Here is a 24533-nt window from a genome sequence, read left to right on the forward strand (position 1 = left end):
GATCATGCCAAACACCCTCGTCCAGGCCCTGCGCGGCCGCCAGCCGATCCGCCCGCAGGATCTCCTGCGCTCGGGCCTGGGCGCCCTGATCGGCATTCCGGCCACCGGCCTGCTGGCCCACCTGGTCGCCAGCGGGCAACCGTCGGCCCTGCCGCTGCTGGTGCCGCCGATCGGCGCCTCGGCGGTGCTGGCCTTCGCCGTGCCGGCCAGTCCGCTGGCCCAGCCCCGCGCCGTCATCGGCGGCAACATGGTCTCGGCCCTGGCCGGCGTGACCTGCGCCCTGGCCTTCCATCCGCATCCGGCCCTGGCCGCGGCGGCCGCGGTGGCCTGCGCGATCATCGCCATGGGCCTGCTGGGCTGCCTGCACCCGCCTGGCGGCGCGGTCGCGCTGGGCGCGGCCCTGGTCGCCGGACCGGTCGGCCCCGCCTCGTACGGCTACGTCTTCGTGCCGGTGGGCCTGTGCTCGTTGCTGCTGGTGCTGTCGGCCATGGCCTATGCGCGCGTCGTCGGACGCTCCTATCCCCACCGCGTCCCGCCCCCCGCCAACGTGCATGACACCCGGGACGCCCCGCCCCAGCGGCGGGTCGGCTTCACCCAGGCCGACATCGACAACGCCCTGGCCCACTACGGCGACCTGCTGGACGTCGACCGCGAGGATCTGGACGCCCTGTTCCGCGAGGTCGAACTCCAGGCCCACCGGCGGATCCACGCCCACATCCTGTGCAGCGACATCATGTCCCGCGACGTGCTCAGCGTGGACCTGCACCAGAGCGCCGAGAGCGCCCTGGCCTACATGCGCGCCCACGACCTGCGCAGCGCCCCGGTGATCGATTCCGAGCGCAGGGTGGTCGGCATGGTGCGCCGGGCCGAACTGCAGACCGGCCGTGAAGGCCCGGTCGAGGCGGTGCTGGACCCGTTCGTGCACAAGGTGCGGCCGGGCACGGCGATCGAGGCCCTGCTGCCGATCCTGTCCAGCGGCGTGGCGCACGAGGCCATGGTCGTCGACGAGAACCGCGTGCTGCTGGGGATCATCACCCAGACCGACCTCTTGGGCGTGCTCTACCGGGCCCACATCGTCGAGGCCGTGGCGCTGCAACGGGCCGAGGAGTCCGGGGCGATCGACCCGGCGATCTAGAGCGGATCGGCGTTCAAGGCCGTGCGTGCTCCTCGTCCTTCGACAAGCTCAGGATGAGGAGCATTTGCAGGCCGATCAGTAGAAAACCTCATCCTGAGCCTGTCGAAGGACGAGGTTTTCGGCTCCAAAGGGAAACGGATTCCGCTTGCGCGGCGGGGCCGAGACGGGCGATCTCGGGACATGCGCCGCCGTTTCCTGCTCCCGCTGATCTGCGCCCTGCTGGCCGGCCCCGCCCTGGCGTCGGATCCAGGCACGCTGCAGCAGAAGGACACCCTGCGCGACGCGGTGGCCGCGCCGCTGGAGGACCTGAACCTCAAACACACCGCCATTCCGCCGGTGCTGCTGCGCGCCGTCGACAGCCCCTACGACCTGACCGGCCTGGCGCGCTGCGAGGGGATCGCCGGCGAGATCGGCCGGCTGGACGCGGCGCTGGGTCCGGACTTGGACGAGGCGCCGCCCCCCGACACCCGCTCGCGCGGCAAGAAGGTCGCCGACGCCGCCTATGGCGCGGGGGTGGGCCAGGTGCGTGACACGACCCAGCACGCCCTGCCGTTCCGCGGCTGGATCCGCAAGCTGACCGGGGCGGCCCGGCACGATCGGGCGGTGCAGGCGGCGATCAAGGCCGGCGGCATCCGTCGCGGCTATCTGAAAGGCGTGGGCATGCGCATGAACTGCGCCCCACCGGCCGCGCCCAGCTGGTTCGTCCCCGCCCCGCCGCCCAAGCCGGTCGCGGCGCCGTCCGCCCCCGGTCCGCTGGAGCGGCTGGCGACCTTCTGGGCGAGCGTCATGGCCTGGTGGCGCGGCTGGTGGCCTTTCTAGGCCGGATCGACATTCAGCTCGGGGAGCCGAAAACCTCGTCCTTCGACAGGCTCAGAATGAGGTTTTCTACGGCTCGGCCTGCAAATTGGTCCTCATCCTGAGCTTGTCGAAGGACGAGGACCACGCACCGCCACTCTTAACGGGTGCCGAAGGTCCGGTCGCCGGCGTCGCCCAGGCCGGGCACGATGTAGCCGTGGTCGTTCAGCTCGGCGTCCACCGCCGCCGTCCAGATCGGCACGTCGGGATGGGCGGCGCGCAGGGTTTCCACGCCTTGAACCGAGGCCACCAGGCAGACGAAGCGCAGGTCGCTCACGCCCGAACGCTTGAGCAGGTTCAGCGCCGCCACCGCCGTATGGCCGGTGGCCAGCATCGGGTCGACCACGATGACCAGGCGGTCGGCGATGTCCTCGGGGGTCTTGTAGTAGTACTCCACCGCCTCCAGCGAGGCCGGGTCGCGGAACAGGCCGATGTGCGCCACCCGCGCCGAGGGCACCAGGTCCAGCATGCCCTCGGCCATGCCCAGGCCCGCCCGCAGGATCGGGGCGAAGACCAGCTTCTTGCCGGAGATCTCCTCGGCCGTGGTCGGGGCCACGGGGGTCTCGATCTCGACCGTGTGGGTCGGCAGGGCGCGGGTGACCTCGTAGCAGAGCAGGGTCGCGGTCTCGCGCATCAGGGCGCGGAAGGTCTTGGTCGAGGTCTGCTTGTCGCGCATCCGGGTCAGCTTGTGGCGGACCAGGGGGTGGTCGACGATGGTGACGCCTTGCATGGGCCGAGCTTCCGTCTCGCGGGAGGCGGACGGCGCTCCCTTCCCCGCACCCAGTGCCGCCTTAGCGCCGTCTCGCCAAGCGGAAATCGTCAGGATTTCGCGCCGTAGGCCGCCAGGAACACCTTGACCGCCGGCAGCACCTCGCGGTCGATCTCGTCCGGCGTGGGCGCGTCCATGGCCCGGCACAGCCGCGCCTTCAGCATGCGGTTCTGGCACAGGCCGATGAACTGGTGCGCGGCGTGGACCGGGTCGTCGATCCGCAGTTGCCCGCTGTCGACCGCCTTCTGCAGGATCACGCCCAGCAGCTTAGCCCCGCTCCGGGGGCCCGCCTCGTAGAAGGCGTGGCCGATCTCGGGCGTGCGCTGGGCCTCGGCGACGATGACCCGGAAGTTGGCCATGCTGAAATCGCTCAGCACGATCGACAGGTAGGTGCGCCCGACCCTGGTCAGGGCCTCACGGATGTCGCCCGGCTCGGAGCCGATCTCGAACATGGCGTCGCGCTGCCAGGCGCAGTGGCGCACCACATAGGCGGCGAACAGCTCTTCCTTGTTCTTGAAGTAGTTGTAGAGCGTGCCCTTGGACCCGCCGAGCCGGGCCGCGATCGTCGACATGGACGCGTTGGCGTAGCCCTCCTCCAGGAACACGTCGCTGGCGACATCCAGGATGGCTTCACGGCGGGCGTCTCGGTCGAGACGCGGTTTCACGTCCTGCATCATTTCTTTTCCTTCGGGAGCCCCCTTGATCCCGTCAAGCTCGCGGTTATATCAGCGCCACCATATGACCGTACAGTACGGTCAATTCAAGGTCAGCCGCCGATGTCATCCAACGTCCTGGACAAGCCCCCCGCCTCCAAGTCGCCCGGATCCCACGCGATCGGCGCCACGGTTTCGATCCTGCTGGCCGCCCTGCTGACCAGCGCCTGCGCGACGATGCCGGACGCGACGCCGGCCCGGGTCGCCAAGGCGCCGGAGGCCTACGCCACGGCCCAGACCCTGGCCGCCTCAGAGGCCGCCGCCTGGCCTGCCGACGCCTGGTGGAAGGCCTATGGCGACGCCCAGCTGGACGCTCTGGTCGACGAAGCGTTGACGGGCTCGCCCACCTTGGCCCAGGCGCAGGCCCGCCTGCGCCGCGCCCAGGCCCTGGCCAGCCAGGCCAAGGCCGCCCAGCTGCCCAGCGTCGCCGCCAACGGTGCGGTCGAGCGGTCCAAGCAGAGCTACAACAACGGCATCCCCGCCGACTTCGTGCCCCAGGGCTACAACGACTACGGCCGGCTCAGCCTCGACTTCAGCTGGGAGCTGGACTTCTGGGGCAAGAACCGGGCGGCCGTGGCCGCCGCGACCTCCGAAGCCAGGGCCGCCCAGGCTGACGCCGCCCAGGCCCGGCTGATGTTGGCCACCTCGGTCGCCGCCAGCTACGCCGACCTCGCCCGCCTCTACGCCGAGCGCGACGTGGCCGAGCGGTCGGTGGCCCTGCGGCAGGAAACCCTGACCCTGGTCAGCAACCGGGTGACCAACGGCCTGGACACGCGCGGCGAGCTGCGCCAGGCCGAGGCCGGTCCGCCCAACGCCCGGGCCGAGCTGGCCGCCCTCGACGAGCAGATCGCCCAGACGCGCAACGGCCTGGCCGCCCTGCTGGGCGCGGGTCCCGACCGCGGCCTGGCGATCGCCCGCCCCTCGGTCGCCGCCCTCAAGCCGTTCGGCCTGCCCGCCAACCTCGCCGCCGACCTGATCGGCCGCCGCCCCGACGTGGTCGCCGCCAAGTGGCGGGCCGAGGCCGCCAGCAAGCGGATCGGCCAGGCCAAGGCGGCCTTCTATCCGAACGTCAACCTGGCCGCCGCCATCGGCGTGCAGTCGCTGCACCTGGACAAGCTGTTCGACAGCGGCTCGGACGTCGGCAGCGTCGGCCCCGCCATCAGCCTGCCGATCTTCGAGGGCGGACGGCTGAAGGCCAACCTCCGCGCGGCCGAGGCCGACCGCGACGGCGCGGTGGCCGCCTACGACGCCGCCGTCACCCAGGCCCTGCGCGACGTCGCCGACGTGGCCGCCAGCGAGCGGGCCCTGAGCACCCGGCTGACCGAAAGCCGCGCCGCCCTGGCCGCCAGCGAGGACGGCTTCCGGATCGCCAAGCTGCGCTACCAGGGCGGCCTGTCGACCTACCAGAACGTACTGATCGCCGAACAGGCGGTGCTGTCGCAGCGCCGGATCGTCGCCGACCTGGAAAGCCGCGCCCTGACCCTGGACGTCGCCCTGGTGCGCGCCCTGGGCGGCGGCTTCGCTCCCGCCTGACCCCAATTCGAACCCGCTTTCCACCCTTCGCTTTCGCGCCTCCAGGACCTCCCCCATGGCCGACACCGCCTCCCCCGCCAAGCCCAACGGCAATCGTCGACAACTGCTGACCGGCCTGGCCGTCGTGGTCGTCATCGGCGTCGTGCTCTGGGTGCTCTACGCCGTCCTGATCGGCTCGCGCCACGTCGAGACCGACAACGCCTATGTCGGGGCCGAAGTCGCCCAGGTGACGCCGCTGATCAGCGGGCCGGTCGCCAAGGTGCTGGTCTCCGAGACCCAGACCGTGACCGCCGGCCAGCCGCTGGTGGTGATCGACGACGCCGACGCCCGGATCGCGGTCCTCGCCGCCCAGGCCGCCCTCGGCCAGGCCCAGCGCAAGGTGCAGGGCTACTTCGCCAGCGACGACGCCCTGGCCGGCCAGGTGGCGGCCCGCGACGCCGACATCGCCCGCGCCGCCGCCGCCGTCACCGGCGCCCAGGCCAGCCTGGAGCAGGCGCGGATCGAACTGTCGCGACGCAAGGCCCTGTCGGACTCCGGCGCGGTGTCCGGCGAGGAGCTGACCACCGCCCAGAGCCAATACACCAACGCCCAGTCGGCCCTGGTCGAGGCCCGCGCCGCCCTGGCCCAGGCCAAGGCCACCCGCACCGCCGCCGAGGGCAACCGCGAGGTCAACACCGCCCTGATCTCCGGCCTGCCCGCCAACAAGAACCCCGAGATCGCCGCCGCCGAGGCCCGCCTGGCCAGCGCCCAGCTGGCCCTTGACCGCACCGTGCTGCGCGCGCCGCTGGCCGGCGTGGTGTCCAAGAAGAACGTCCAGGTCGGCCAGCAGGTCCAGGTCGGCGCGCCGCTGATGGCCATCGTCCCGACGACCAACGCCTATGTCGACGCCAACTTCAAGGAAGTACAGCTGGACAAGGTGCGTGTCGGCCAGCCGGTCACCCTGACCTCCGACCTATACGGCCACGGCGTGAAGTTCCACGGCCGGGTGAAGGGCCTGTCGGGCGGCACCGGTTCGGCCTTCTCGCTGATCCCGGCCCAGAACGCCTCGGGCAACTGGATCAAGGTTGTGCAGCGCCTACCCGTCCGCATCACCCTGGATCCGGCCGAACTGAAGGACCATCCGCTGAGGGTCGGCCTGTCGATGAAGGCCAAGATCGACACGTCCAAGTAGCCCCGCGCCCGTAAGCCCCCAAGGAAGCGCCGCATGGCCGACCCGGACACCTCCCCCGCAGCGCCCGCCGCGCCGGCCCAGCCGGCCGGCCCCGCGCCCCTGACCGGCGTCACCCTGGGCGTGACCGCCATCGCCCTGGCGCTGGGCACCTTCATGCAGGTGCTGGACAGCACCATCGCCAACGTCTCGATCAACACCATCTCCGGCAATCTGGGCGTTAGCACCAGCCAGGGCACCTGGGTGATCACCTCGTTCGCCGTGGCCAACGGCGTGTCGGTGCCCCTGACCGGCTGGCTGATGGGCCGTTATGGCGTCGTGAAGACCTTCGTGGTCTCGGTGCTGCTGTTCACCATCGCCTCGTTCCTGTGCGGGATCTCGTGGAGCCTGACCTCGCTGATCGGCTTCCGCCTGCTGCAGGGCCTGGTTTCGGGCCCGATGATCCCGGGCTCGCAGGCCCTGCTGATCATGATCTTCCCCCCCCACAAACGGGGCACGGCCCTGGCCATCTGGTCGATGACCACCCTGGTGGCGCCCATCTGCGGCCCCATCCTGGGCGGCTACATCTCCGACAACATCGCCTGGCCGTGGATCTTCCTGATCAACGTGCCCGTCGGCCTGATCTGCGCCTTCTTCTGCTGGCGGCCGCTGGCCAGCCGCGAGACCCCCACCCGCAAGGTCCCGATCGACACCACCGGCTTCATGCTGCTGCTGATCTGGGTCGGCGCCCTGCAGGTGATGCTGGACACCGGCAAGGAGGCCGACTGGTTCAACTCGCCGGCCATCGTGGTCGAACTGGTGATCGCCATCGTCGGCTTCATCGCCTGGGTGATCTGGGAGCTCGGCGAGAAGCACCCGATCGTCGACCTGTCGCTGTTCAAGTCCAAGAACTTCGCCCTGGGCACCCTGGCCTTCTGCCTGGGCTATGCGGTGTTCTTCGGCAGCAACCTGTTGCAGCCGCTGTGGCTGCAGACCCGCATGGGCTACATCGCCACCTGGGCCGGCCTGGTCGCCGCGCCCAGCGGGGTGGTGGCGGTGATCCTGACGCCGTTCGCCGCCCGCCTGATGCAGAAGGTCGACGCCCGCTGGACCGCCAGCGTGTCGATGGCCGCCTTCGCCCTGTCGTTCTTCATGCGCTCGGAGTTCACCCCCGACGTCGACTTCAAGGCCCTGGTCTGGCCGATGCTGGTGCAGGGGGTGGCGATGAGCACCTTCTTCCTGTCGATGGTGACCATCTCGCTGAACGGGATCGCGCCGCACCAGTTGCCCTCGGCCTCGGGCCTGTCGAACTTCTCGCGGATCACCGCCGGCAGTTTCGCCGCCTCGCTTGTCACCACCATCTGGGACCGCAGCGAGTCGCTGCACCAGACGCGCCTGGCCGAGACCATGGGCTCCAACGACCCGGCCTGGCTGGCGGCGGTCGAGCGCATGCAGGCCGTGGGCCTCTCCCACGCCCAGGCGGTGGGCGCGGCGACCAGCCAGGTGGTCAACCAGGCCTATCTGCTGGCCACGGTGGACTTCTTCCGCGCCTCGGCCTGGCTGGCGGTGCTGCTGATCCCCTGCATCTGGCTGACCAACAAGGCGATGAGCGGCGGCGGCGCGCCGCCGCCGGCCGACTGATAGTCTCAACGTGTCGCGCCGTACGGGGTCCTCGTCCTTCGACAAGCTCAGGATGAGGACCCTTTCACAGGCCGCGCAGTAAGACCCCATCCTGAGCCTGTCGAAGGACGAGGTCTTCGCCCGCCCTACCCTTCCGCTGCGTCGCCGCTTAGGATAGCGCCGTCGAGAGGGTTGAAGACGAAGATGACGACGACGGCGGCCGCCAGTCCCCTGCGCCTCTACCAGCGCGTGGCCGCCGACATCGGCCAGGCCATCGCCGAGGGCCGCCACCAGCCCGGCCAGCGCCTAGCCTCCGAGCGCGACCTGGCCGAGGCCTTCGGCGTCAGCCGCCCGACCATCCGCCGGGCCGTGATCGCCCTGGAGATGCGCGGCCTGCTGGAGGCCCGGCAAGGATCGGGGGTCTATGTGCGCGCCGGGGGCCAGCCGGCCCCGCCGCCCCGCGATCTGGACATCGGGGCCTTCGACCAGGCCGAGGCCCGCCGCCTGTTCGAGGGCGAGGCCGCCGCCCTCGCCGCCACCCTGATCACCGACGAGGAGTTGGCCTATCTCGAGACCCTGGTGGCCGAGATGAACAGCGAGAATTCGACCAAGGAACAGTCCGAGCTGGCCGACCGCCAGTTCCACATCACCATCGCCCAGGCCACCCGCAACAGCGCCATCGTCCGCGTGGTCGAGAACACCTGGGACCTGCGCTACAAGTCGCGCCTGTGCATGCAGATGCTGGAAAAGGCCCGGCACGTGCGCAAGCGGCCGCTGAACGACGAGCACCAGGACATCATCGAGTCTCTGCGCACCCGCGACCCCAAGGCCGCCCGCGCCGCCATGCAGACCCACCTGGGCGGGCTGATCGAGAACCTGCTGCTGACCGCCGAACTGGAGGCGATGGAGCAGACCCGCGAACGCTTGGCCAGCAAGCGCGAGGAGATCGCCCTGCGAGCGGCCAGCGCGGCGAAATAGGCTTGCGGGGACATGCCCTTGCGGCGTGTCCCCCTTTCAGCCGCGGCGCGACGATGGGGACACGCCGCGAGGGCGCGTCCCCGGCCCCGGCTCTAGCCCGCCGGTCGATCCGCCGCCGGCGCGGCCGGCGCGGCGGGGACCGCGATGACCGGAGCGGCCGGAGCGGCGGGCGGCGCGTCGGAAGCGGGCGCCGCGCCGTCGGCGGGCGGTGGGACCTCACCGTCCGCCGGAACCGCGCCCTCGACTGGCGTGCCGTCGGGGTTTAGCAGCATCGGGTCCTCGGCCGCCGAGACGGCGTCGTCGCCCTCGGGCTCGGCGGCCCTGGGCGCGTCGCGGTTCACGGCGTAGGTGGCCACGCTCTTCCAGATCTTGGCCGGCAGGCCGCCGCCGACCACGCCGTTCATGGCGCTGTTGTCGTCGTTGCCGACCCAAACGCCGATCACCAAGTCGCCGACATAGCCGACGAACAGGGCGTCGCGATAATCCTGGCTGGTGCCGGTCTTGCCGAACGCGCCGGGGATCGCCGCCTCGATCCCGGTGCCCCGCTGGGTGGCCGAGCGCAACAGATCGCGCATTCCGGCCAGTTCGGCCTTGCTCAGCGACTTGACGCCGGCGGGCTTTTTCCAGTCGGCCAGGCCATGCGGGATCACCGGCGCCTCGCCGGCGTCGATCGCCGCATAGGCGGCCGTCAGCCGCACCAGGCTCATCGGGCCGGTGCCCAAGGCCAGGGTCAGGTCGTTGGGGATCGGGTCGGTGACGCCCAGGTCGCGGGCGGTGCGGACGATCGCGTCGCGGCCGATGTCATGGGCCAGGCGCACGGCGGCCACGTTGGACGAGGCGGCGAAGGCGGTGATCAGCGGCACCTCACGGCCGGCGTACTTGCCCTCGTGGTTCTTGGGCGTCCAGCCGCTGACCTCGACCGGCGCGTCGAGGATCGGGCTGGTCGGGGTCATGCCCTGGCGGATCGCCGCCAGATAGACGAACAGCTTGAAGGCCGAGCCCGGCGGGCGCTGGGCGTCGGCGCGGTTGAACTGGCTGAGCTTGTAGTCGCGGCCGCCGACCATGGCCACGATCCGGCCGTCGGTGCGCATGGCCACAATCGCCCCCTGGGTGACGTTCAACGCCTTGCCGTCGCGGGCGATGGCCTGGTCGAGGATCTTCTCGGCCTGGGCCTGCAGCTTGGGGTCCAGGGTGGTGCGCACCACCGTCTCGCCATAGGTGTTCTCGAACACCGCCTTGGCCTGGGGGAACACCCAGTCGGCGAAGTAGGAGCCGACCGGCAGCTTGGGCCGGCCCGCCTGGACATGGACCTGCTGGACCGCGCGGTCGGCCTGGGCCTGGGTGATCACCCCGGTGTCGACCATGGCGCCCAGCACGGTCTTCATCCGCGTCTTGGCGCCCTCGAAGTTCTCGGTCGGGGCCCAGCGGGACGGAGCCTTGACCAGACCCGCCAGCATCGCCGCCTCGCCCACCGACAATTGCTCGGGCGACTTGTCGAAATAGTGCCGGGCCGCCGCGCCCAGGCCGAACGTGCCGTCACCGAAATAGACCGACGACAGGTAGCGCGACAGGATCTCGTCCTTGGACAGCCGGGCGTCCAGGTAGAGGGCGATCAGCACCTCCTGGATCTTGCGCCGGAAGGTGCGCTTGTTGGACAGGAAGGCGTTCTTGGCCAGTTGCTGGGTGATGGTCGAGCCGCCCTCGGACACCCCGCCCGCCTTGGCGTTGGCGCCCACGGCCCGCAGGATCGCCTTGGGGTCCACGCCGATGTGCTTGTAGAATCGCCGGTCCTCGATGGCGATGAACGCGCCCGGCACATAGGCGGGCAGCTTGGCCACGTCGACCGGCGCCTCCTTGTACGAACCCCGGCGGGCGATCGGCGAGCCGTCGGCGGCCACGATCACCAGGGTCGGATTGGCCAGGGGCTCCAGCGCCCGGCCCAGCGGCAGCGACCACAGCAGCGAGGCGACGAAGACGATCACCGCCAGCACGACGACCGCCGTCCCGCCGATCAGCCAGGGCCGCCGCTTCCAGATCGGCGGCTTTGCGGGCGGCGGCGTCGGGTCGGCGGGGTCGAGGTCGGCGGCGTCGGACATTCGGGTCGCACTCATTCAGGCGAAGGGTCGCCAGGATGAGCGCGGCAATAGCACAGGCGATCCGTCCCGCGGCACGCCCCGCACGCAAAAAAGTGACCAGCCCCGTCATCGCCACGGTCGCGCCTGACCGTGCGGGAGCGGCCAACGGTGACGCTGGCGCTGGCGCCTCGCCCTTCGTCCCCGCTAGGATGTCGGACATGACCACCGGCGCCACCGATCCCCAGAAGCTCTACCAGCAGATCGCCCGGGCGATCGCCACGGCCATCGGCGACGGGCGCTACGGCCCCGGCGACAAGCTGCCATCGGAACGCGAACTGGCCGACGACTTCGGGGTCAGCCGCCCGACCATCCGCGACGCCATGATCGCCCTGGAGTTCCAGGGCCTGGTCGAGGCGCGCCAGGGCTCGGGCGTCTATGTCAACGCCGCCGCGCCGCCCGGCGAGGATTCGGCCGAGGCCGAGGTCGGCGCCCTGGAGCTGACCGAGGCGCGGCGGCTGTTCGAGGGCGAGGCCTGCGCGCTGTCCGCCGCCACCATCACCGAGGCCGACCTGGCCCGGCTGGAGCAGGTCGTCGGCCAGATGGCCAGCAGCATCGCCGCCGACGAGGCCGAGCGCCTGGAGCAGGACTTCCACCTGGCCATCGCCCGCGCCACCGGCAACGCCGCGATCGAGGCCGGGGTCGCCGACCTCTGGACCCTGCGCCAGCAGTCGCCGGCCTGCGTGGCCCTGCTGCGGCGGGCTCGCGCCCACGGCGGCGGCGACCGCGCGGACGCGCACCGCCGGATCGTCGCCGCCCTGCGCCGGCGCGACCCCAGGGCCGCCCGCCAGGCGCTTCACGCCCACCTGGCCCAGGTGGTCGACGACCTGCTGGCGGTGACCGAGCTGGACGCCCTCCAGCAGACACGCCAGAAGATGGCCGAACAGCGCCGCGAACTGGCCCGCCGCACCCAGATCTGACCCCTTTTCATCGTCACGAGGTCCGCCCGATGCCCAAGCCCCTGCTTCGCCTCGCCCTGGCCGCCGCCCTGCTCGCGCCGACCCTGGCCGCGTCCATCCCGGCCTCGGCCCAGACCGCGCCGACCCTGCCGCCGGTCGTCAAGCCGCTGCCCAAGCCGGACGCCGATGGCCAGAAGCCCCGCGCCGTCGTGGTCTATGCCGACTACCGCTACGGCGACATCCTCTGGGAGAACGACCGCACGGCCCACCGCATCTACGGCCCGGCCCTGGAGGCGGCCGAACCGCCCTCGACCTCGGGGATCGACGCCTGGGGCAAGAACGTCCGCTGGCCGTTCATGGACCGCCAGTTGCGCACCGGCGACCAGCATTCGTTCCACGGCGAGGGCCTGGACTTCTACGACGTCAACACCTTCCGCGGGGCCGGCGGCCTGGGGGTGTGGCAGGACAACAAGCTGTGGACCTCGCGCAACTGGAAGTCCTACCAGATCCTCAAGACCGGCGGCGACGTGGCCCAGTTCAAGGTCGACTACGCCCCCTGGCCGGTCGACGTGGACCGCAAGGTCTGGGAGACCCGCACCTTCACCCTGCCGCTGGGGACCAACTTCACGCGGATGGTCTCGACGATCAGCTCCGACAAGCCCGGCCCGCTGATCGTCGGCATCGGCATCAGCAAGCGCAAGCCCGCCCACGGCGGCGCGGGCGGGGTGTTCACTAAGGATCTCGGCGCGGGCCGCGTCTCCTACTGGGAGCCGACCGACCCGGTGAAGGGCACCATGGCCATCGCCCTGATGGTCGATCCCAAGGCCCTGGTCGAGGTGCGCCAGGACGCCGACAACTACCTGGTCCTGGTCAGGGTCGAGCCCGGCAAGCCGTTCGTCTACTACATGGGCGCGGCCTGGGACAAAGGCCTGGACTTCCACGACCGGGCCGGCTGGGAAGCCTATGTCCGCTCGGAGAAGGCCGACTTCGACCCGGCGCACTGAGGCGCAACCCTCCGCGCACCGGCGGCTCTTCTCCTGGCTCTAGATTCAAGCATTTGGAGCGCGTCGGGCGAAACGGCTCACTCTTTCGCCCAACGCGCTCTGGGACGCCGGGCGCCCCCTATGTTTTCGCGGGGCCGGTCAGGCGCAACATCAGCACGCTGTGCGGCGCCAGCCGGGCTTCCAGCTTGGTGCTGGTGTCGCCGGTCTTCTTGCTCCACAGGTCGGACCAGCTGTAGACGGTCTGCTTGAAATCGGCCGACCGGTTGCTCAGACCATCGCTCAGGACTTCCGCCTTCCAGTCATGGCGAACGTCGAGAGCCTGGTTGGAGCGGTTGAGGAACATCAGCGCCCATTGGCCGCCATCGAGCGGCTTGGCGTAGATCTCCAGCGGACCGTCGACCATAACGCGCAGCGCCTGCACACCCAGCTTGTCCTGGCTCACCGCGATCACGCCGGGGTTGGTCAGGATGCGGCGGGTCGACTCCGACATGGAACGCAGGTCGTTGCCCAGGATGAGGGGCGAGGCCATCATGGCCCAGATCGACAGGTGGGCGCGATCTTCATCCTCGCTCATGCCGTTGCCCACTTCGAGCATGTCCATGTCGTTCCAGTGGCCGGGCCCCGCGAACTGGCGCAGGCCCGCCTGCCTGTCGAGGATGCGCAGCACGCCCAGACCCGTCGACAAACCGGGGCTGAATTCGCAGTCGAAGCAATTATAGATATCGGGCGTGGTGCGCCACGAATGGCCAACCTTGGCGCCCCACTCCCACGGTTTGCCGATGCCCCATTCGCATATGCTGAACACCATCGGACGGCCCGCCTCGGCGATCGCGTCGCGCATCGTGGTGTAGGCCGGTTCGGGGCTCATGCCCGGGGTGTTGCACCAGTCGTACTTGACGTAGTCGATGCCCCAGCTCGCATAGGTCCGCGCATCCTGATACTCGTGGCCGCGGCTGCCGGGACGGCCGCCGCAGGTGGTCGCGCCGGCGTCCGAGTAGATGCCCAGCTTGAGCCCCTTGCCGTGCACATAGTCCGCCAGCGCCTTGATGCCGGATGGGAAGCGCGTGGGGTCGGGGTGGATGTCGCCGTTGGCGTCGCGCTTGCCCTGCCAGCAATCGTCAATGTTCACGTATTGGTAGCCGGCGTCCTTCAAGCCCGTCGCGACCATGGCGTCGGCGGTCTCGCGGATCAGGCGCTCGTCGATGCTGCAGGCGAATTTGTTCCAGCTGTTCCAGCCCATTTGCGGGGTGCTGGCCAGGCCTTCAGCCTTTTGAGCCCAGCTGTTGCCGCAGGCCGCGGCGGCCAGGACGACCCCCATCACGAGCTGCACTATGCGTTTGGTGTCCATCTCGAATCCCTAAGCCTGGTCCTGTCGTCCCGGCGTTGCGCCATATTGAGGTGGGCGATCTTGAATACGACTTTTGTCTTCAGAAAGCGCCATCCCCGAATTTCCAGGAGATGCCGATAGCCTTCCAAGCGGGCAGGCAAAATTCAAGCCTGGAATTTCCGCGAAGCGCCGTAATCGTGACTCCATCCCCTGTGAAAATCTCAGTCTCAGATTTTGGAATCAAAATCTAGGTCCATTAAATTTCGTAACATGATTTCAATTCAGACCGCCTGGCGCCATCTATACTTTATAACTACGAGTATCTCTGACCCGACAAATCGGCGCTGACACGGCGACTGGAAGCCCCGGTTACGCCGGGCTTCACCGGTGACACGCCCAGAGGCCCCAGCCGCTGGTCCTATGAATGCTCCAGCCAACCGCCCCCGTTGCGTCCGGAATCGGGGGTCGCTTCAGGCACGGCGCGCGCCTGCCGAGGTTTCGACCCGGCACGGCGGAACCGGAAAAGCCGGTGCGCGCTCAGCAGCACGAACAGGAAGAAGCAGCCATGGCCGAAACGCCTCGCGGAGCGCCGTCACGCGCCAGCCGGTCGCTGAAGGCGCCGCTCGGCGCGGCGGCGACGGCGGTGGACTGGGCGACCTTGGCGCTGCTGGGCGTGGCGACAGTGGCGCTCGCCGTCAGCACCCGGCTGCCGTCGCGGCGCCGACGCAAGGACGCGCCAGCCGCGAGGCCGCCCGAGACTTGATCGGAAGACAGTTGGTGCGGGCGGTCGGGGTCGAACCGACACTCCTTTCGGAACCGGATTTTGAGTCCGGCGCGTCTACCAGTTTCACCACGCCCGCGCTTCGCGGCGACGCAAGGTCGGCGAAGGAGGGGTTGTCTAGCAAAGGCCCGCGGGAAGTTCCAGCGTCCCTTTCACCGGGCCGCGACGACTTTCCTTCCGGGCGCGGCCGGCCGATGCTCCGCGCCTGCGCAGGAGACCTGAAGCCTTGCCCCATCCTCCCCGTCCCGGCCCCCGCAACCTGATCACCGACGTGCCCGGCCTGACGGTGGGCCACGCCGTCGACGAGGCGGCGCGCAGCGGCGTGACCGCCCTCCTCTGCCCGCGGGGCTGGGTGGGCGCGGTGGACGTGCGGGGCGGCGGGCCGGGGATCCGCGAGAGCGACGTGCTGCGCCCCGAGAACACCTTTAGCCGGGCCCATGCGATCGCCCTGTCCGGCGGCTCGGTGTTCGGCCTGGGCGCGGCGGACGGCGTGGTGGCGGCCTTGTCCGCGGCGGGGCACGGCCTGCGGCTGGCGGCGGGCTCGCCGGCCATCCCGATCGTGCCGGGCGCGGTGCTGCATGACATGGGCAACGGCGGCGACAAGGCCTGGGGCCTGGAGCCGCCCTACCGCGCCCTGGGCCTGGCCGCCGTCGCCGCCGCGGGCGAGGTCTTCCCCCTGGGCTTGGTCGGGGCCGGGCGCGGGGCCATGGCCGGCCTGCACAAGGGCGGCGTCGGCTCGGCCTCGCTGGACCTGGGCGAGGGCCTGGTGGTCGGGGCGCTGGCGGCCGTCAATCCGGTGGGATCGGTGTACATGGCCGACGGCGAGGCGTTCTGGGCCTGGCCGTTCGAGATCGACGGCGAGTTCGGCGGCGTGCGTCCCGATCCCTCGGCCCGCGCGATCGATCCCGTACCGGACGACAGCAAGCTGGCCGCGCTGGGCCGGTTCACCGCCGGCGCCAACACCACCCTGGCCGTGGTGGCCACCACCGCGGCCCTGACCACCGCCGAGGCCACGCGGCTGGCGATGATGGCCCAGGACGGGCTGGCCCGCGCCATTCGGCCGGCCCACACCCCGTTCGACGGCGACGTCGTCTTCGCCCTGTCGTCAGGCGCGGTGGAGATCGGCGAGGGGTCGGCGCGGTCGGTGACGATCGCCCGGCTGGGCTCGGCCGCGGCCGACACCCTGGCCCGGGCGATCGCGCGCGGGGTCTATTCGGCCCGTTCGGGCGGCGGCGGCGCGGTGTCGGCCCCGTAGAGCGTGCCGGCGGCGGACTCCAGCTGGCCCAGCAGCCGCTTGAGCGTCGCCACTTCGCTGGGCGCCAAGCCGGCCAGCAGGGCGGCCTCGTAGGCGCGGGCCAGGGGCACGATCTCGGCGAACAGGCGGCGACCGGCCGCGGTCAGTTCCAGGCTGTGCGAGCGCCGGTCGACCCGGTTGCTCAGGCGCACGGCCAGGCGGCGCTCGACCAGGTCCTGGGCGGCGCGGCTGACGCGCACCTTGTCCATGGCGGTGCGCACGACGGCGGCCTGCTGGGTCAGCGGCCCCTCGGCCAGCACCGACATCAGCCGCCATTGCGGGATGCTGAGGCCGAACCGGTCCTCGTAGGCGCGGGAGACCAGCCGCGTCACCGCATTAGCGGCGACGACCAGCTGGTAGGGCAGATAGTCGGCCAGCGAGACGTGCTCGGGGGCGCCTTCGGGGGGAATCTGAGTCATGAGTGAGACCGTCGCGGCCATGGCCTTCCTTTCGTCCTCCTTACGCCCGCGACTCTGGCGGTCGCTCGCGTCGACAAGGCCCGATCTGGCGCGGTGCGTCTGCTCCGCTCAATCATGGCCAAGCCTGGGGGAAGGAAAGCGGACATTTCGCCTGGTGGTTGTGCATCCAGCCTCCCGGACGCCCAGCGAAGGGGCGCCGGCGGCAAGGCCCGGTCCTGGTCAGCGCCGCCCGGCGGCGTCGAAGTTCGATGAGACAATCGCCCGGGCTCCAGAAATCGGAAAATTCCGCAACACCCATGCGGGCTTGGCGAGAATTGCGCCGAGCGTCAAGAACCTTCGGCCTTTCTCGCGACCGGGGTTATGTCGGTCAGCGGGAAATGACGCCGCGGGCCCGGGCGCCCTGGTCGTAGCGGCTGGGACCGCCATAGACGGCCACCTCGCACAGGATGTCGCCGCCGGGCTGGTCGGACCAAAGGTAGTTGCGCTCGACCTCGACATTGCGCCCGGCCGGCGAGATGCCCTCGAAGGTGTCGCCCCAGGGAATCACCTTGTTCAGGTCGCGCCAGGTCAGGGTCATGGCGCGCGCCAGCTCGTCCTGGGCCATGGCTTCGAGGTCGGGATCGCTCATCGGGGTCTTTCCAAGGTCAGTCGCCGCCTCGACAACGTCCGCCGCGCGCGTTAGGCCCGCAAGAGGACGAAGGAGGCGACGATGGGTGCTCCCAAGGGCAAGCGGGACTTCCGCGACGAGGATCGCCTGGATCCCCGCGAACGCCATCAGGTCGAATACTGGATGAAGCGCTGGGGCGTGACCAAGGACCAGCTGGTCGCCGCCCACCGCAAGGTCGGCAATTCGATCAAGGACATCGGCGCGGAGCTCGGCAAGAAGCGCTGAGCGCCGTGCGTCCTTCGAGGCTCGCCTTGGGCTCGCACCTCAGGATGAGGAACGTGGGTTGGCTCTGATTTCCTCATCCTGAGGCGCCCGCGCAGCGGGCCTCGAAGGACGCAAGGACCCTACCGCTTGTCGCGCCGGAACTTCGCCGCCTCGGCCGCCAGGGACGAGGTCGACGGATCGAAGTCCTCCGGCTCGGGCTCGAACGGCAGATGGCCGGCCACGCCGCGCAGGGCCAGCCACAGCGGATGGCTGAAGTGGCCCAGGATCCGCAGCGGGCGTCGCTTGTCGTCCATCACGTCCCAGCCCTCCAGCTCGAACGCGTCGGCCTGTTCGCGCATCGACTTCACGTCGACGCCGTCCCAGCCCGGCGGATCGGGGATGGCGGCGGCCTCGTCGGCGGTCAGGCCGAAGGTGTCGCGGGCCAGCTGGTCGATCTCCGGAAACTGGGCCCGCGCCTCCGGATCGGCGAACGACGGCTTCATCAGCGCCCGGGTCTCCAGGTCGGCGAAGCCGGGCAGGTCGATCAGGCGGCGCGGGGCCATCGGTCTCAGCCTTCGACGTTGTCGTTGCGCCAGTAGGGCGCGACGACGCCCTGCAGCTTGATGGTCATCGGATTGCCCTTGCGGTCGACGGCCTTGCCGGCGGTGACGCGGATCCAGCCCTCGCTGACGCAGTATTCGTCGACATTGGTCTTCTCCACGCCGTTGAACACGATGCCCACGCCGCGCTCGAGGATGTCGGCGTCGTAATGCGGGCTGGAGGGGTTGGAGGCCAGGCGGTCGGGGGGCGTATCGCTCATGGGAGGGTCTTTCGAAGAATTTGGGACGGCGCGAGCCATCGAACGGGCGTGATAGCCACCCGGGCCGGCAATTCCAATAGGATTGCGCGCGATCGCATCAAGCGCCGCGACAACGTCATGGCCGCCTGCTAGCTACGGCCGTCCTCATTTCGGAGTCCGCATGCTGCGTCGCCTCTACGACTGGGTCATGAGCCTGGCCGCCTCCCGCCATGCCCCCGTCAGCCTGTTCGCGATCTCGTTCGCCGAGAGTTCGTTCTTCCCGGTGCCGCCCGACGTCATGCTGGCGCCCATGGTGCTGGCCAAGCCGGACAAGGCCTGGCGCTACGCCGCGCTCTGCACCCTGGCCTCGGTGCTGGGCGGGATTCTCGGCTACGGCATTGGCTTCTTCTTCCACGACGCGGCGCAGAAACTGCTGACCGTGCTGGGCAAGCCCAACGCCCTGGCCGACGCCGAGTGCTGGTATCGCCATTGGGGCTCTTGGGTGATCATCGCCAAGGGCTTCACCCCCATCCCGTTCAAGCTGGTGACCATCACCTCCGGCCTGTTGCAGTTCAGCTTCCCGATCTTCATCGCCGCCTGCGTCGTCACCCGCGCCGCCCGCTTCTTCCTGGTGGCCTTCGTGGTCAAGAAGTTCGGCCCGGCCATGATGCCGGTGATCGAGAAGCGCCTGGCCCTGTTCGCGGGCCTTCTGATCGCCCTGCTTGTCATCGGCCTCACGGCGAGCCACTTCTTGGGGGGAAGCGGCGGCGGAGCGTGCGCGGGATGACGATCGAACACACCGGCCAGGCCGGCGCGGCGGGCGCCCTGGCGCCCAACCGCCCGGCGATCGCCTGGGCCGCCGACCACTGGCCGCTGCTGGCCTTCATCGCCTGCGCCGTCATGCTGGGCGTGGCCCATGCCTTCGAGACCTTCGGCAAGCTGGCGCCGTGCCTGCTGTGCCTGAAGCAGCGCGAAGTCTACTGGGTGACCGGCGCGGTCGCCCTGGTCACGGTGGTGCTGACCCGCACCGCCTGGGCCGACAAGGTGCGCCGGCCGCTGATCCTGCTGATCGGCCTGGGCTTCCTGTACGGCGCGGGCGTGGCCGCCTACCACGCCGGCGCCGAGTGGAAGTGGTGGCCCGGTCCGGCCGCCTGCGCGGCCGGCGGCGCGGCCTCGGCCGACGACCTGGTGGCCATGCTGAAGGGCGTCAAGATCGCCGCCCCGTCCTGCGACAAGGCCGTCTGGATCTTCCTGGGCCTGTCGATGGCCGGCTGGAACGCCGTTATCTCGCTGGGCCTGGCGATCGCCTCGTTCTTCGCCGGCGTCCGTAAGGCGGCCTGAGATGAGCCAGCCCGTCCCTCCCCGTCCCGGTCAAGGCGCCCAGAAGGCGCGGCTGGCCGAGATCCTGCGGGTCGACCAGGCCGGCGAGCTGGCGGCCGTGCACATCTATCGCGGTCAGCAGGCGGTGATGCGCAACGCCCCGGGACGCCAGCGGATCGCCGACCAACTGGGCGAGATGGAAGGCCATGAGCAGGTCCATCTGAGCCGCTTCAACGAACTGCTGGGCGAGCGCCAGGTGCGCCCCACCCTGATGTCGCCCGTCTGGCGCGCCGCCGCCTTCGCCCTGGGCGCCGGCACGGCCCTGCTGGGCCACAAGGCCGCCCATGCCTGCACCGAGGCGGTGGAGACGGTGATCGAGCAGCACTATGCCGGCCAGATCGCCGAGCTGGAGGCGCGCGACCCCGCCCTGGCGGCCGAGCTCAGCCAGTTCCGCGACGACGAGCTGCACCACAAGGACATCGCCATCGGCGAAGGCGCCCTGGAGGCTCCTGCCTATCCCTTGCTGTCGGCGGTGATCCGGGCCGGCTGCCGCGCGGCGATCAAGATCAGCGAAAAGATCTGACCGGCGTTCGCTGCAACGCCGGAAAAAGCGCCCCGAAACTTCCCGCTTGGCGACGTGCGTGGCCGCGCTTACCCATGTCGCCGAAAGATCGCGTCGCGAGGGGAGTTTTGCTTTGCCTACCCAGTTTCACCGCCGGGCCGCGGCCCTGTGCGCCGTCTCGCTGCTGGCCCTCGCCGGCGTCGCCCAGGCCGCGCCGCCCGCCAAGCCCGCCAAGCCGGCGCCGACCACGGCCCTGACCCTGGGGACCGGCGGCCAGATGCCGGCCGAGGAAGCGGCGGTGACCATCGAGCACGTCGACCTGAAGCTGAAGGTCCTTCCCGAGCGCAAGGCGATCGAAGGCGACGCCACCCTGACCCTGGCGGCCAAGAGCGCCCTGCCCCGCATCGTCCTGGACTTCGACAAGAACTTCGCGGTCAGCGCCCTGATCGTCGACGGCAAGGCCCTGCCCGCCTCCGCCTGGACCAATCCCGAAGGCCGGCTGACCATCACCCCGGCCGCCCCGATCGCCGCCGGGGCCAAGACCGTGGTCCAGATCCGCTACGCCGGCCAGCCGCACGAGGCCGAGAAGGCGCCGTGGGACGGCGGCTTCGTCTGGAAGACCGCCCCGACCGGCGAGCCCTGGATCGCCAGCGCCGTGCAGGGCGACGGCTGCGACCTGTTCTGGCCGTGCATCGATTTCCCGACCGGCGAGCCGCTGCTGGTCGACTTCTACATCACCGTGCCGGCGCCGCTGTCGGCGCCGGCCGGCGGCGTGCTGGTGGACGTCACGGAAAAGGACGGCTGGCGCACCTTCCACTGGCGCCAGAAGCAGCCCGACACCTACGCCATCGCCGTCAATGTCGGCCCCTATGTGAAGCTGCAGGACACCTACAAGAGCCGGTTCGGCGACAGCTTTCCGATCGAGTACTGGTACCTGAAGAGCGACGATCCGGCCAAGGCCAGGGCCCTGTTCGCCGAGTTCCCGACCACGCTGGACTTCTTCGAGCAGATGATCGGCCCCTACCCGTTCCGCTCGGAAAAGCTGGGCGTCGTCGAGACGCCGCACCTGGGCATGGAACACCAGACCATGAACGCCTACGGCAACGAATATAAGAAGGACGTCTACGGCTACGACTGGCTGTTCCAGCACGAACTGTCGCACGAATGGTTCGGCAACCAGGTGACCAATGTCGACTGGGACGACATGTGGATCCACGAGGGCCTGGGCAGCTACATGCAGCCGCTGTTCTCGCAGTGGCTGCACGGCGACATGGAATACATGACCCGCCTGAACGCCCAGCGGGTGGGCAGCAAGAACCAGTTCCCGATCGTCTCCGACAAGGTGATGACCGAGGACCAAGTCTACAAGGCCGAAAGCGGCCCGGCGAACGACATCTACGCCAAGGGCTCCAACGTCATGCACACCCTGCGCGCCACGATCGGCGACGCGGCGTTCTTCAAGGCCGTGCGCATCCTGGTCTATGGTCGCCCCGACCCCAAGCCGGGCAATTTCTCGCCGCGCTACGCCACGACCAAGGACTTCATCGCGATCGTCAACGACGTGACGGGGAAGGACTACCAGTGGTTCTTCGACGCCTATTTCTACCAGGCCAAGCTGCCGGAACTGCGCACCGCCCGCGACGGCGACGACCTGGTGCTGAGCTGGAAGACGCCCTCGGGCAAGGCCTTCCCGATGCCGGTCGAGGTCAAGGTCGGCGACAAGATCGTCACCGCTCCGATGAGCGACAACACCGGCCGCATCAAGGTGGGCGACGCCGTGCCGGTGATCGTCGACCCGGCCTCCAAGATCCTGCGCCGCCAGCCCTATCTGGAAGAGTACGCCGCCTGGAAGAAGGCCGCGGACGAGGCGGCCAAAAAGGCGGAAACCGCCAAGCCGGCCAAGAAGAAGTAGGCGCTGGACGCTACCGCCCGAACGACACGGCCGTGGCCGTCCCGTCGTAGCGGACCAGCTTCGACCGCGTCCGCCGGCCGTCGACCAGCACGACCTTGAAGGTCCGTTCCCGGGCCAGGCCTGGGAATGTTCCGGCCCGCGCGCCCACGTCCAGCCGGCGCGCGGCGTCGTTCCAGGTCAGGCCGATGGTCGCCCGCTCGCCGCGTTCATAGGCATGGCCGTCGCCGGCGTCGTCATAGAGGGTGAAGGTCCCGTCGGCGCCGGCATAGACCCTCAGCTCGACCGGTCCCTGCGGCGCCTGGTCGGCGTATTGGACGGCCTCGCCCAGCGGCAGGATCGCCCCGGCCCGGGCGAACAGCGGGATGCGGTCGATCGGAGCCGGGGCTTCGATCCAGCGGTTGGCGCCCACCGGCTTGCCGGTCCAGAAGTCGTACCAGCCCGCCGTCCTGGGCAGGAACACCTGGCGCGAGGTCTGGCCGGCCTTGGTCACCGGGGCGACCATCAGGGCCGGGCCGAACAGGAACTGGTCGCCGATGTTCCACACCCGCTCGTCGGTGCGCCAGTCCATGACCAGCGGCCGCATGATGGTGCCCGAACGGTCGGTCACGGCCCAGGCCAGGGCGTAGAGGTAAGGCAGCAGCCGATAGCGCAGCCGGTCGTAGTCCAGCAGGATCGGCTGCATCGAACCATAGGCGAACAGGTCGTTCTGGTTGTTGGCCCGCTTGCCATGGGTGCGGAGCAGCGGGTTGAACACCCCAAACTGATACCAGCGGACATACAGCTCCTGGAACGCCGGGTCGCGGGTGTCGGGACCGCGCGGCGGGTTGTCGAGCACGCCCTGGTAATAGCCGCCGATGTCGGTGGTCCAGTACGGCATGCCCGACAGGGCGAAGTTCAGCCCGCCGGCCATCTGGCGTTCGAACACCGGGAAGCTGTTGAGGATGTCGCCCGACCACGAGGCCGCGCCGTAGCGCTGGACGCCGGCGAAGGACGAGCGCGACAGGATGAACACCCGTTTGTCGTCGCGCTGGGCCCGCCAGTGGTCATGAACCCCGCCGACGTGGGCCAGGGGGAAGATGTTGTTGTAGAGCTCGCCCGGGCCGATCGCCAGCCGGCGGCCCGCCAGGGTGCGATCGGTCTCGGCCATGGTCGGCAGGTGCAGTTCCGGCTCGGAGCCGTCCAGCCAGAACGAATCCCAGCCCTGGTCCAGCAACTTGCCGCCCAGGTGCGACCAGTAGAGATCGGCCGCCTCGCGGTTGGTGGGGTCGTAGAGCGCCGTGCCGGGGATCAGCCAGCCGCGCGCCTTCATGTCGGCGTACAGGTCGGACGACTTGCTCAGCAGCGGCCACAGGCTGAGCAGGGTGTGGACATGGCGCTGGCGCAAGGCCGCCAGCAGGCCGGGCACGTCCGGATAGGCCTCGGGGCGGAACGGCGGGTCGCCCATGCGGCTCCACCACTTCCAGTCCTGCACCACCACGTCGACCGGCGCGTCGGCCGCGCGGTGCCTGGCCGTGACGTCCAGCAGGTCCTGGGCGCTGTCATAGTGGTCCATCGACTGGAACAGGCCATAGGCCCAGCGCGGGAACAGCGGCGCCTGGCCGGTCAGCCGGCGATAGGCCCCGACGATGTCGTCGAACTCCGGGCCGTGGATGAACAGGTAGTCGATCGCCTGGGCCGCGTCGGCCTGGAGAGTCATCTCGGTGGGAAAGCGATTGTCCATCGTCGAGGCCGCCGCCGTGTTCCACAGCAGGCCATAGCCCTCCGTCGAGACCATCAGCGGATGGGCGATGTCGGTATTGGCCTGGGCCAGCCGCACGACGCCGCCCTGGTAGTTGAACTGGCCGCCCTGATGCTGGCCCAGGCCGTAGATCCCTTGGCGCAGCACGGGGTGGAAGCGCTCGGTCACCTTGAAGGCGTTCTGGCCGTCCGACAGTTTCACGGGGTCGTAGACCCGAGGCCGCTCGCCCATCTCCTGCAGCAATATGCGGTCGCCCTGCCCCGCGCTTGCGTCCAGGAAGGTCAGGGTCCCATCGGCCAGTGAGATCGACACGCGGAACGCGCCGGTGTCGAGGACCTTGGCGGCGACCGACGCACCGGCCCCGCCGGCGCCCGCCGCGGTGTTGCTGCCCGTACCGGCCGCCGCGGCGTCGCGCAGAACGAAGGCCTGGGGCGTACAGGCCTTGGCGAACCAGGGCTGGCTCGGCGATGATCCCGCCGCCGCGCCGTCCGGACTGGCGACCACGCGCACCATGTCCTTGTCGCAGACGGTCACCCGCATCACGTCCACGCCGTTGCGCACGACCACGGCGCCGTTCTCCTGGGTGACCGACACGGTCGCGGCCCAGGCAGCGGCGGGCAGGCAGAGCGCCAGGCCCAATGACAGTCGACACGCCATGCGATGCAGCAACGCCGGTCTCCGCTCTCGCCTCCTGGAGACAAGAGCGGCGCCGGTCGGACAAGGAC

24 protein-coding genes and 1 tRNA gene are annotated in these 24533 nt (G+C 70.0%); 15 read left to right on the plus strand and 10 right to left on the minus strand.

The window, feature by feature from the left end:
- The first annotated feature begins 4 nt into the window (after positions 1-4).
- Complete coding sequence (locus G3M57_RS19235; protein ID WP_163232396.1) at positions 5-1135, plus strand: HPP family protein; 1131 nt, start codon at positions 5-7, stop codon at positions 1133-1135.
- Between the two features lie 180 nt (positions 1136-1315).
- Positions 1316-1954: a hypothetical protein gene (locus tag G3M57_RS19240; protein ID WP_163232398.1), complete on the plus strand. Its 639-nt coding sequence runs from the start codon at positions 1316-1318 to the stop codon at positions 1952-1954.
- A 136-nt stretch (positions 1955-2090) separates the two neighbouring features.
- Here the strand turns inward: G3M57_RS19240 and upp are convergent, their stop codons facing one another.
- Positions 2091-2720: a uracil phosphoribosyltransferase gene (gene upp, locus G3M57_RS19245; RefSeq protein ID WP_056752274.1), complete on the minus strand. Its 630-nt coding sequence runs from the start codon at positions 2718-2720 to the stop codon at positions 2091-2093.
- Positions 2721-2809: 89 nt separating this feature from the next.
- Positions 2810-3433, minus strand: coding sequence for a TetR/AcrR family transcriptional regulator (locus G3M57_RS19250; RefSeq protein ID WP_230983682.1), 624 nt, complete (start codon positions 3431-3433; stop codon positions 2810-2812).
- 102 nt (positions 3434-3535) lie between these two features.
- Here G3M57_RS19250 and G3M57_RS19255 point away from each other — a divergent pair, with 102 nt between their 5' ends.
- From G3M57_RS19255 to G3M57_RS19270, 4 genes are all read left to right on the plus strand, one after another.
- The gene (locus G3M57_RS19255) at positions 3536-5005 is read left to right on the plus strand and encodes an efflux transporter outer membrane subunit (protein ID WP_163232403.1); all 1470 of its coding nucleotides are present in this window, start codon (positions 3536-3538) and stop codon (positions 5003-5005) included.
- A 55-nt stretch (positions 5006-5060) separates the two neighbouring features.
- Positions 5061-6176, plus strand: coding sequence for an HlyD family secretion protein (locus G3M57_RS19260; RefSeq protein ID WP_163232405.1), 1116 nt, complete (start codon positions 5061-5063; stop codon positions 6174-6176).
- Between the two features lie 33 nt (positions 6177-6209).
- Positions 6210-7793, plus strand: coding sequence for a DHA2 family efflux MFS transporter permease subunit (locus tag G3M57_RS19265; protein WP_163232407.1), 1584 nt, complete (start codon positions 6210-6212; stop codon positions 7791-7793).
- 183 nt (positions 7794-7976) lie between these two features.
- A complete protein-coding gene (locus G3M57_RS19270) occupies positions 7977-8750 on the plus strand; it encodes a FadR/GntR family transcriptional regulator (RefSeq protein WP_056752502.1) in 774 nt (257 codons plus the stop codon).
- A gap of 92 nt (positions 8751-8842) precedes the next feature.
- Here G3M57_RS19270 and G3M57_RS19275 read toward each other — a convergent pair whose 3' ends face one another.
- On the minus strand, positions 8843-10846 hold the full coding sequence (locus G3M57_RS19275) for a transglycosylase domain-containing protein (RefSeq protein WP_373287638.1): 2004 nt from the start codon (positions 10844-10846) through the stop codon (positions 8843-8845).
- Between the two features lie 197 nt (positions 10847-11043).
- Here G3M57_RS19275 and G3M57_RS19280 point away from each other — a divergent pair, with 197 nt between their 5' ends.
- Together G3M57_RS19280 and G3M57_RS19285 are read left to right on the plus strand one after the other, a co-directional pair.
- The gene (locus tag G3M57_RS19280) at positions 11044-11802 is read left to right on the plus strand and encodes a FadR/GntR family transcriptional regulator (RefSeq protein ID WP_163232411.1); all 759 of its coding nucleotides are present in this window, start codon (positions 11044-11046) and stop codon (positions 11800-11802) included.
- A gap of 29 nt (positions 11803-11831) precedes the next feature.
- Complete coding sequence (locus tag G3M57_RS19285; RefSeq protein WP_163232413.1) at positions 11832-12785, plus strand: DUF4861 family protein; 954 nt, start codon at positions 11832-11834, stop codon at positions 12783-12785.
- A 118-nt stretch (positions 12786-12903) separates the two neighbouring features.
- On the opposite strand, the gene G3M57_RS19290 is transcribed toward G3M57_RS19285, so the two are convergent.
- Positions 12904-14133: a glycoside hydrolase family 27 protein gene (locus G3M57_RS19290; RefSeq protein ID WP_163232415.1), complete on the minus strand. Its 1230-nt coding sequence runs from the start codon at positions 14131-14133 to the stop codon at positions 12904-12906.
- Positions 14134-14677: 544 nt separating this feature from the next.
- On the opposite strand from G3M57_RS19290, the gene G3M57_RS19295 reads away from it, so the two are divergent.
- Positions 14678-14875 (plus strand): hypothetical protein, encoded by a 198-nt coding sequence (locus G3M57_RS19295; RefSeq protein WP_163232416.1) that lies wholly within the window; start codon positions 14678-14680, stop codon positions 14873-14875.
- A 12-nt stretch (positions 14876-14887) separates the two neighbouring features.
- On the opposite strand, the gene G3M57_RS19300 is transcribed toward G3M57_RS19295, so the two are convergent.
- Positions 14888-14972, minus strand: a tRNA-Leu gene (locus G3M57_RS19300).
- Positions 14973-15119: 147 nt separating this feature from the next.
- On the opposite strand from G3M57_RS19300, the gene G3M57_RS19305 reads away from it, so the two are divergent.
- A complete protein-coding gene (locus G3M57_RS19305) occupies positions 15120-16148 on the plus strand; it encodes a P1 family peptidase (RefSeq protein WP_163232418.1) in 1029 nt (342 codons plus the stop codon).
- Here the strand turns inward: G3M57_RS19305 and G3M57_RS19310 are convergent.
- Together G3M57_RS19310 and G3M57_RS19315 are read right to left on the minus strand one after the other, a co-directional pair.
- Positions 16103-16627: a MarR family winged helix-turn-helix transcriptional regulator gene (locus G3M57_RS19310; RefSeq protein WP_056752300.1), complete on the minus strand. Its 525-nt coding sequence runs from the start codon at positions 16625-16627 to the stop codon at positions 16103-16105. The genes G3M57_RS19305 and G3M57_RS19310 overlap by 46 nt on opposite strands.
- A 346-nt stretch (positions 16628-16973) precedes the next feature.
- Positions 16974-17210, minus strand: a complete 237-nt coding sequence (locus tag G3M57_RS19315; RefSeq protein WP_056752504.1) for a hypothetical protein — start codon at positions 17208-17210, stop codon at positions 16974-16976.
- A gap of 105 nt (positions 17211-17315) precedes the next feature.
- On the opposite strand from G3M57_RS19315, the gene G3M57_RS19320 reads away from it, so the two are divergent.
- Positions 17316-17498, plus strand: a complete 183-nt coding sequence (locus G3M57_RS19320) for a DUF3606 domain-containing protein (RefSeq protein ID WP_018112967.1) — start codon at positions 17316-17318, stop codon at positions 17496-17498.
- Positions 17499-17617: 119 nt separating this feature from the next.
- On the opposite strand, the gene G3M57_RS19330 is transcribed toward G3M57_RS19320, so the two are convergent.
- Positions 17618-18040 carry a hypothetical protein gene (locus tag G3M57_RS19330; RefSeq protein WP_163232419.1) on the minus strand — a complete coding sequence of 141 codons (423 nt, stop codon included), beginning with the start codon at positions 18038-18040 and terminating at the stop codon, positions 17618-17620.
- Positions 18041-18045: 5 nt separating this feature from the next.
- Entirely contained in the window at positions 18046-18297 is a 252-nt protein-coding gene (locus G3M57_RS19335) for a DUF3297 family protein (protein ID WP_056752306.1), read from the minus strand.
- 160 nt (positions 18298-18457) lie between these two features.
- Between G3M57_RS19335 and G3M57_RS19340 the strand changes: the two genes are divergently transcribed.
- From G3M57_RS19340 to G3M57_RS19355, 4 genes are all read left to right on the plus strand, one after another.
- Entirely contained in the window at positions 18458-19063 is a 606-nt protein-coding gene (locus G3M57_RS19340; RefSeq protein WP_163232421.1) for a YqaA family protein, read from the plus strand.
- Entirely contained in the window at positions 19060-19617 is a 558-nt protein-coding gene (locus G3M57_RS19345; protein WP_163232422.1) for a disulfide bond formation protein B, read from the plus strand. The genes G3M57_RS19340 and G3M57_RS19345 overlap by 4 nt, the downstream gene beginning before the upstream one ends.
- Position 19618: 1 nt before the next feature.
- Positions 19619-20179 carry a demethoxyubiquinone hydroxylase family protein gene (locus G3M57_RS19350; RefSeq protein ID WP_163232425.1) on the plus strand — a complete coding sequence of 187 codons (561 nt, stop codon included), beginning with the start codon at positions 19619-19621 and terminating at the stop codon, positions 20177-20179.
- 112 nt (positions 20180-20291) lie between these two features.
- The gene (locus G3M57_RS19355; protein ID WP_163232427.1) at positions 20292-22070 is read left to right on the plus strand and encodes a M1 family metallopeptidase; all 1779 of its coding nucleotides are present in this window, start codon (positions 20292-20294) and stop codon (positions 22068-22070) included.
- Between the two features lie 10 nt (positions 22071-22080).
- Here G3M57_RS19355 and G3M57_RS19360 read toward each other — a convergent pair whose 3' ends face one another.
- On the minus strand, positions 22081-24477 hold the full coding sequence (locus G3M57_RS19360) for a glycoside hydrolase family 31 protein (protein ID WP_163232429.1): 2397 nt from the start codon (positions 24475-24477) through the stop codon (positions 22081-22083).
- Between the last annotated feature and the right edge of the window lie 56 nt (positions 24478-24533).

Origin of the sequence: Caulobacter rhizosphaerae, assembly GCF_010977555.1 — a bacterium.
GTDB lineage: Bacteria > Pseudomonadota > Alphaproteobacteria > Caulobacterales > Caulobacteraceae > Caulobacter > Caulobacter rhizosphaerae.

Bases quoted from the DNA above. Each gene is read 5' to 3' on its own strand.
- G3M57_RS19235 (WP_163232396.1), top strand. From the start codon at position 5: ATGCCAAACACCCTCGTCCAGGCCCTGCGCGGCCGCCAGCCGATCCGC.
- G3M57_RS19240 (WP_163232398.1), top strand. From the start codon at position 1,316: ATGCGCCGCCGTTTCCTGCTCCCGCTGATCTGCGCCCTGCTGGCCGGC.
- upp (WP_056752274.1), bottom strand. From the start codon at position 2,720: ATGCAAGGCGTCACCATCGTCGACCACCCCCTGGTCCGCCACAAGCTG.
- G3M57_RS19250 (WP_230983682.1), bottom strand. From the start codon at position 3,433: ATGCAGGACGTGAAACCGCGTCTCGACCGAGACGCCCGCCGTGAAGCC.
- G3M57_RS19255 (WP_163232403.1), top strand. From the start codon at position 3,536: ATGTCATCCAACGTCCTGGACAAGCCCCCCGCCTCCAAGTCGCCCGGA.
- G3M57_RS19260 (WP_163232405.1), top strand. From the start codon at position 5,061: ATGGCCGACACCGCCTCCCCCGCCAAGCCCAACGGCAATCGTCGACAA.
- G3M57_RS19265 (WP_163232407.1), top strand. From the start codon at position 6,210: ATGGCCGACCCGGACACCTCCCCCGCAGCGCCCGCCGCGCCGGCCCAG.
- G3M57_RS19270 (WP_056752502.1), top strand. From the start codon at position 7,977: ATGACGACGACGGCGGCCGCCAGTCCCCTGCGCCTCTACCAGCGCGTG.
- G3M57_RS19275 (WP_373287638.1), bottom strand. From the start codon at position 10,846: ATGTCCGACGCCGCCGACCTCGACCCCGCCGACCCGACGCCGCCGCCC.
- G3M57_RS19280 (WP_163232411.1), top strand. From the start codon at position 11,044: ATGACCACCGGCGCCACCGATCCCCAGAAGCTCTACCAGCAGATCGCC.
- G3M57_RS19285 (WP_163232413.1), top strand. From the start codon at position 11,832: ATGCCCAAGCCCCTGCTTCGCCTCGCCCTGGCCGCCGCCCTGCTCGCG.
- G3M57_RS19290 (WP_163232415.1), bottom strand. From the start codon at position 14,133: ATGGACACCAAACGCATAGTGCAGCTCGTGATGGGGGTCGTCCTGGCC.
- G3M57_RS19295 (WP_163232416.1), top strand. From the start codon at position 14,678: ATGGCCGAAACGCCTCGCGGAGCGCCGTCACGCGCCAGCCGGTCGCTG.
- G3M57_RS19310 (WP_056752300.1), bottom strand. From the start codon at position 16,627: ATGGCCGCGACGGTCTCACTCATGACTCAGATTCCCCCCGAAGGCGCC.
- G3M57_RS19315 (WP_056752504.1), bottom strand. From the start codon at position 17,210: ATGGCCCAGGACGAGCTGGCGCGCGCCATGACCCTGACCTGGCGCGAC.
- G3M57_RS19320 (WP_018112967.1), top strand. From the start codon at position 17,316: ATGGGTGCTCCCAAGGGCAAGCGGGACTTCCGCGACGAGGATCGCCTG.
- G3M57_RS19330 (WP_163232419.1), bottom strand. From the start codon at position 18,040: ATGGCCCCGCGCCGCCTGATCGACCTGCCCGGCTTCGCCGACCTGGAG.
- G3M57_RS19335 (WP_056752306.1), bottom strand. From the start codon at position 18,297: ATGAGCGATACGCCCCCCGACCGCCTGGCCTCCAACCCCTCCAGCCCG.
- G3M57_RS19340 (WP_163232421.1), top strand. From the start codon at position 18,458: ATGCTGCGTCGCCTCTACGACTGGGTCATGAGCCTGGCCGCCTCCCGC.
- G3M57_RS19345 (WP_163232422.1), top strand. From the start codon at position 19,060: ATGACGATCGAACACACCGGCCAGGCCGGCGCGGCGGGCGCCCTGGCG.
- G3M57_RS19350 (WP_163232425.1), top strand. From the start codon at position 19,619: ATGAGCCAGCCCGTCCCTCCCCGTCCCGGTCAAGGCGCCCAGAAGGCG.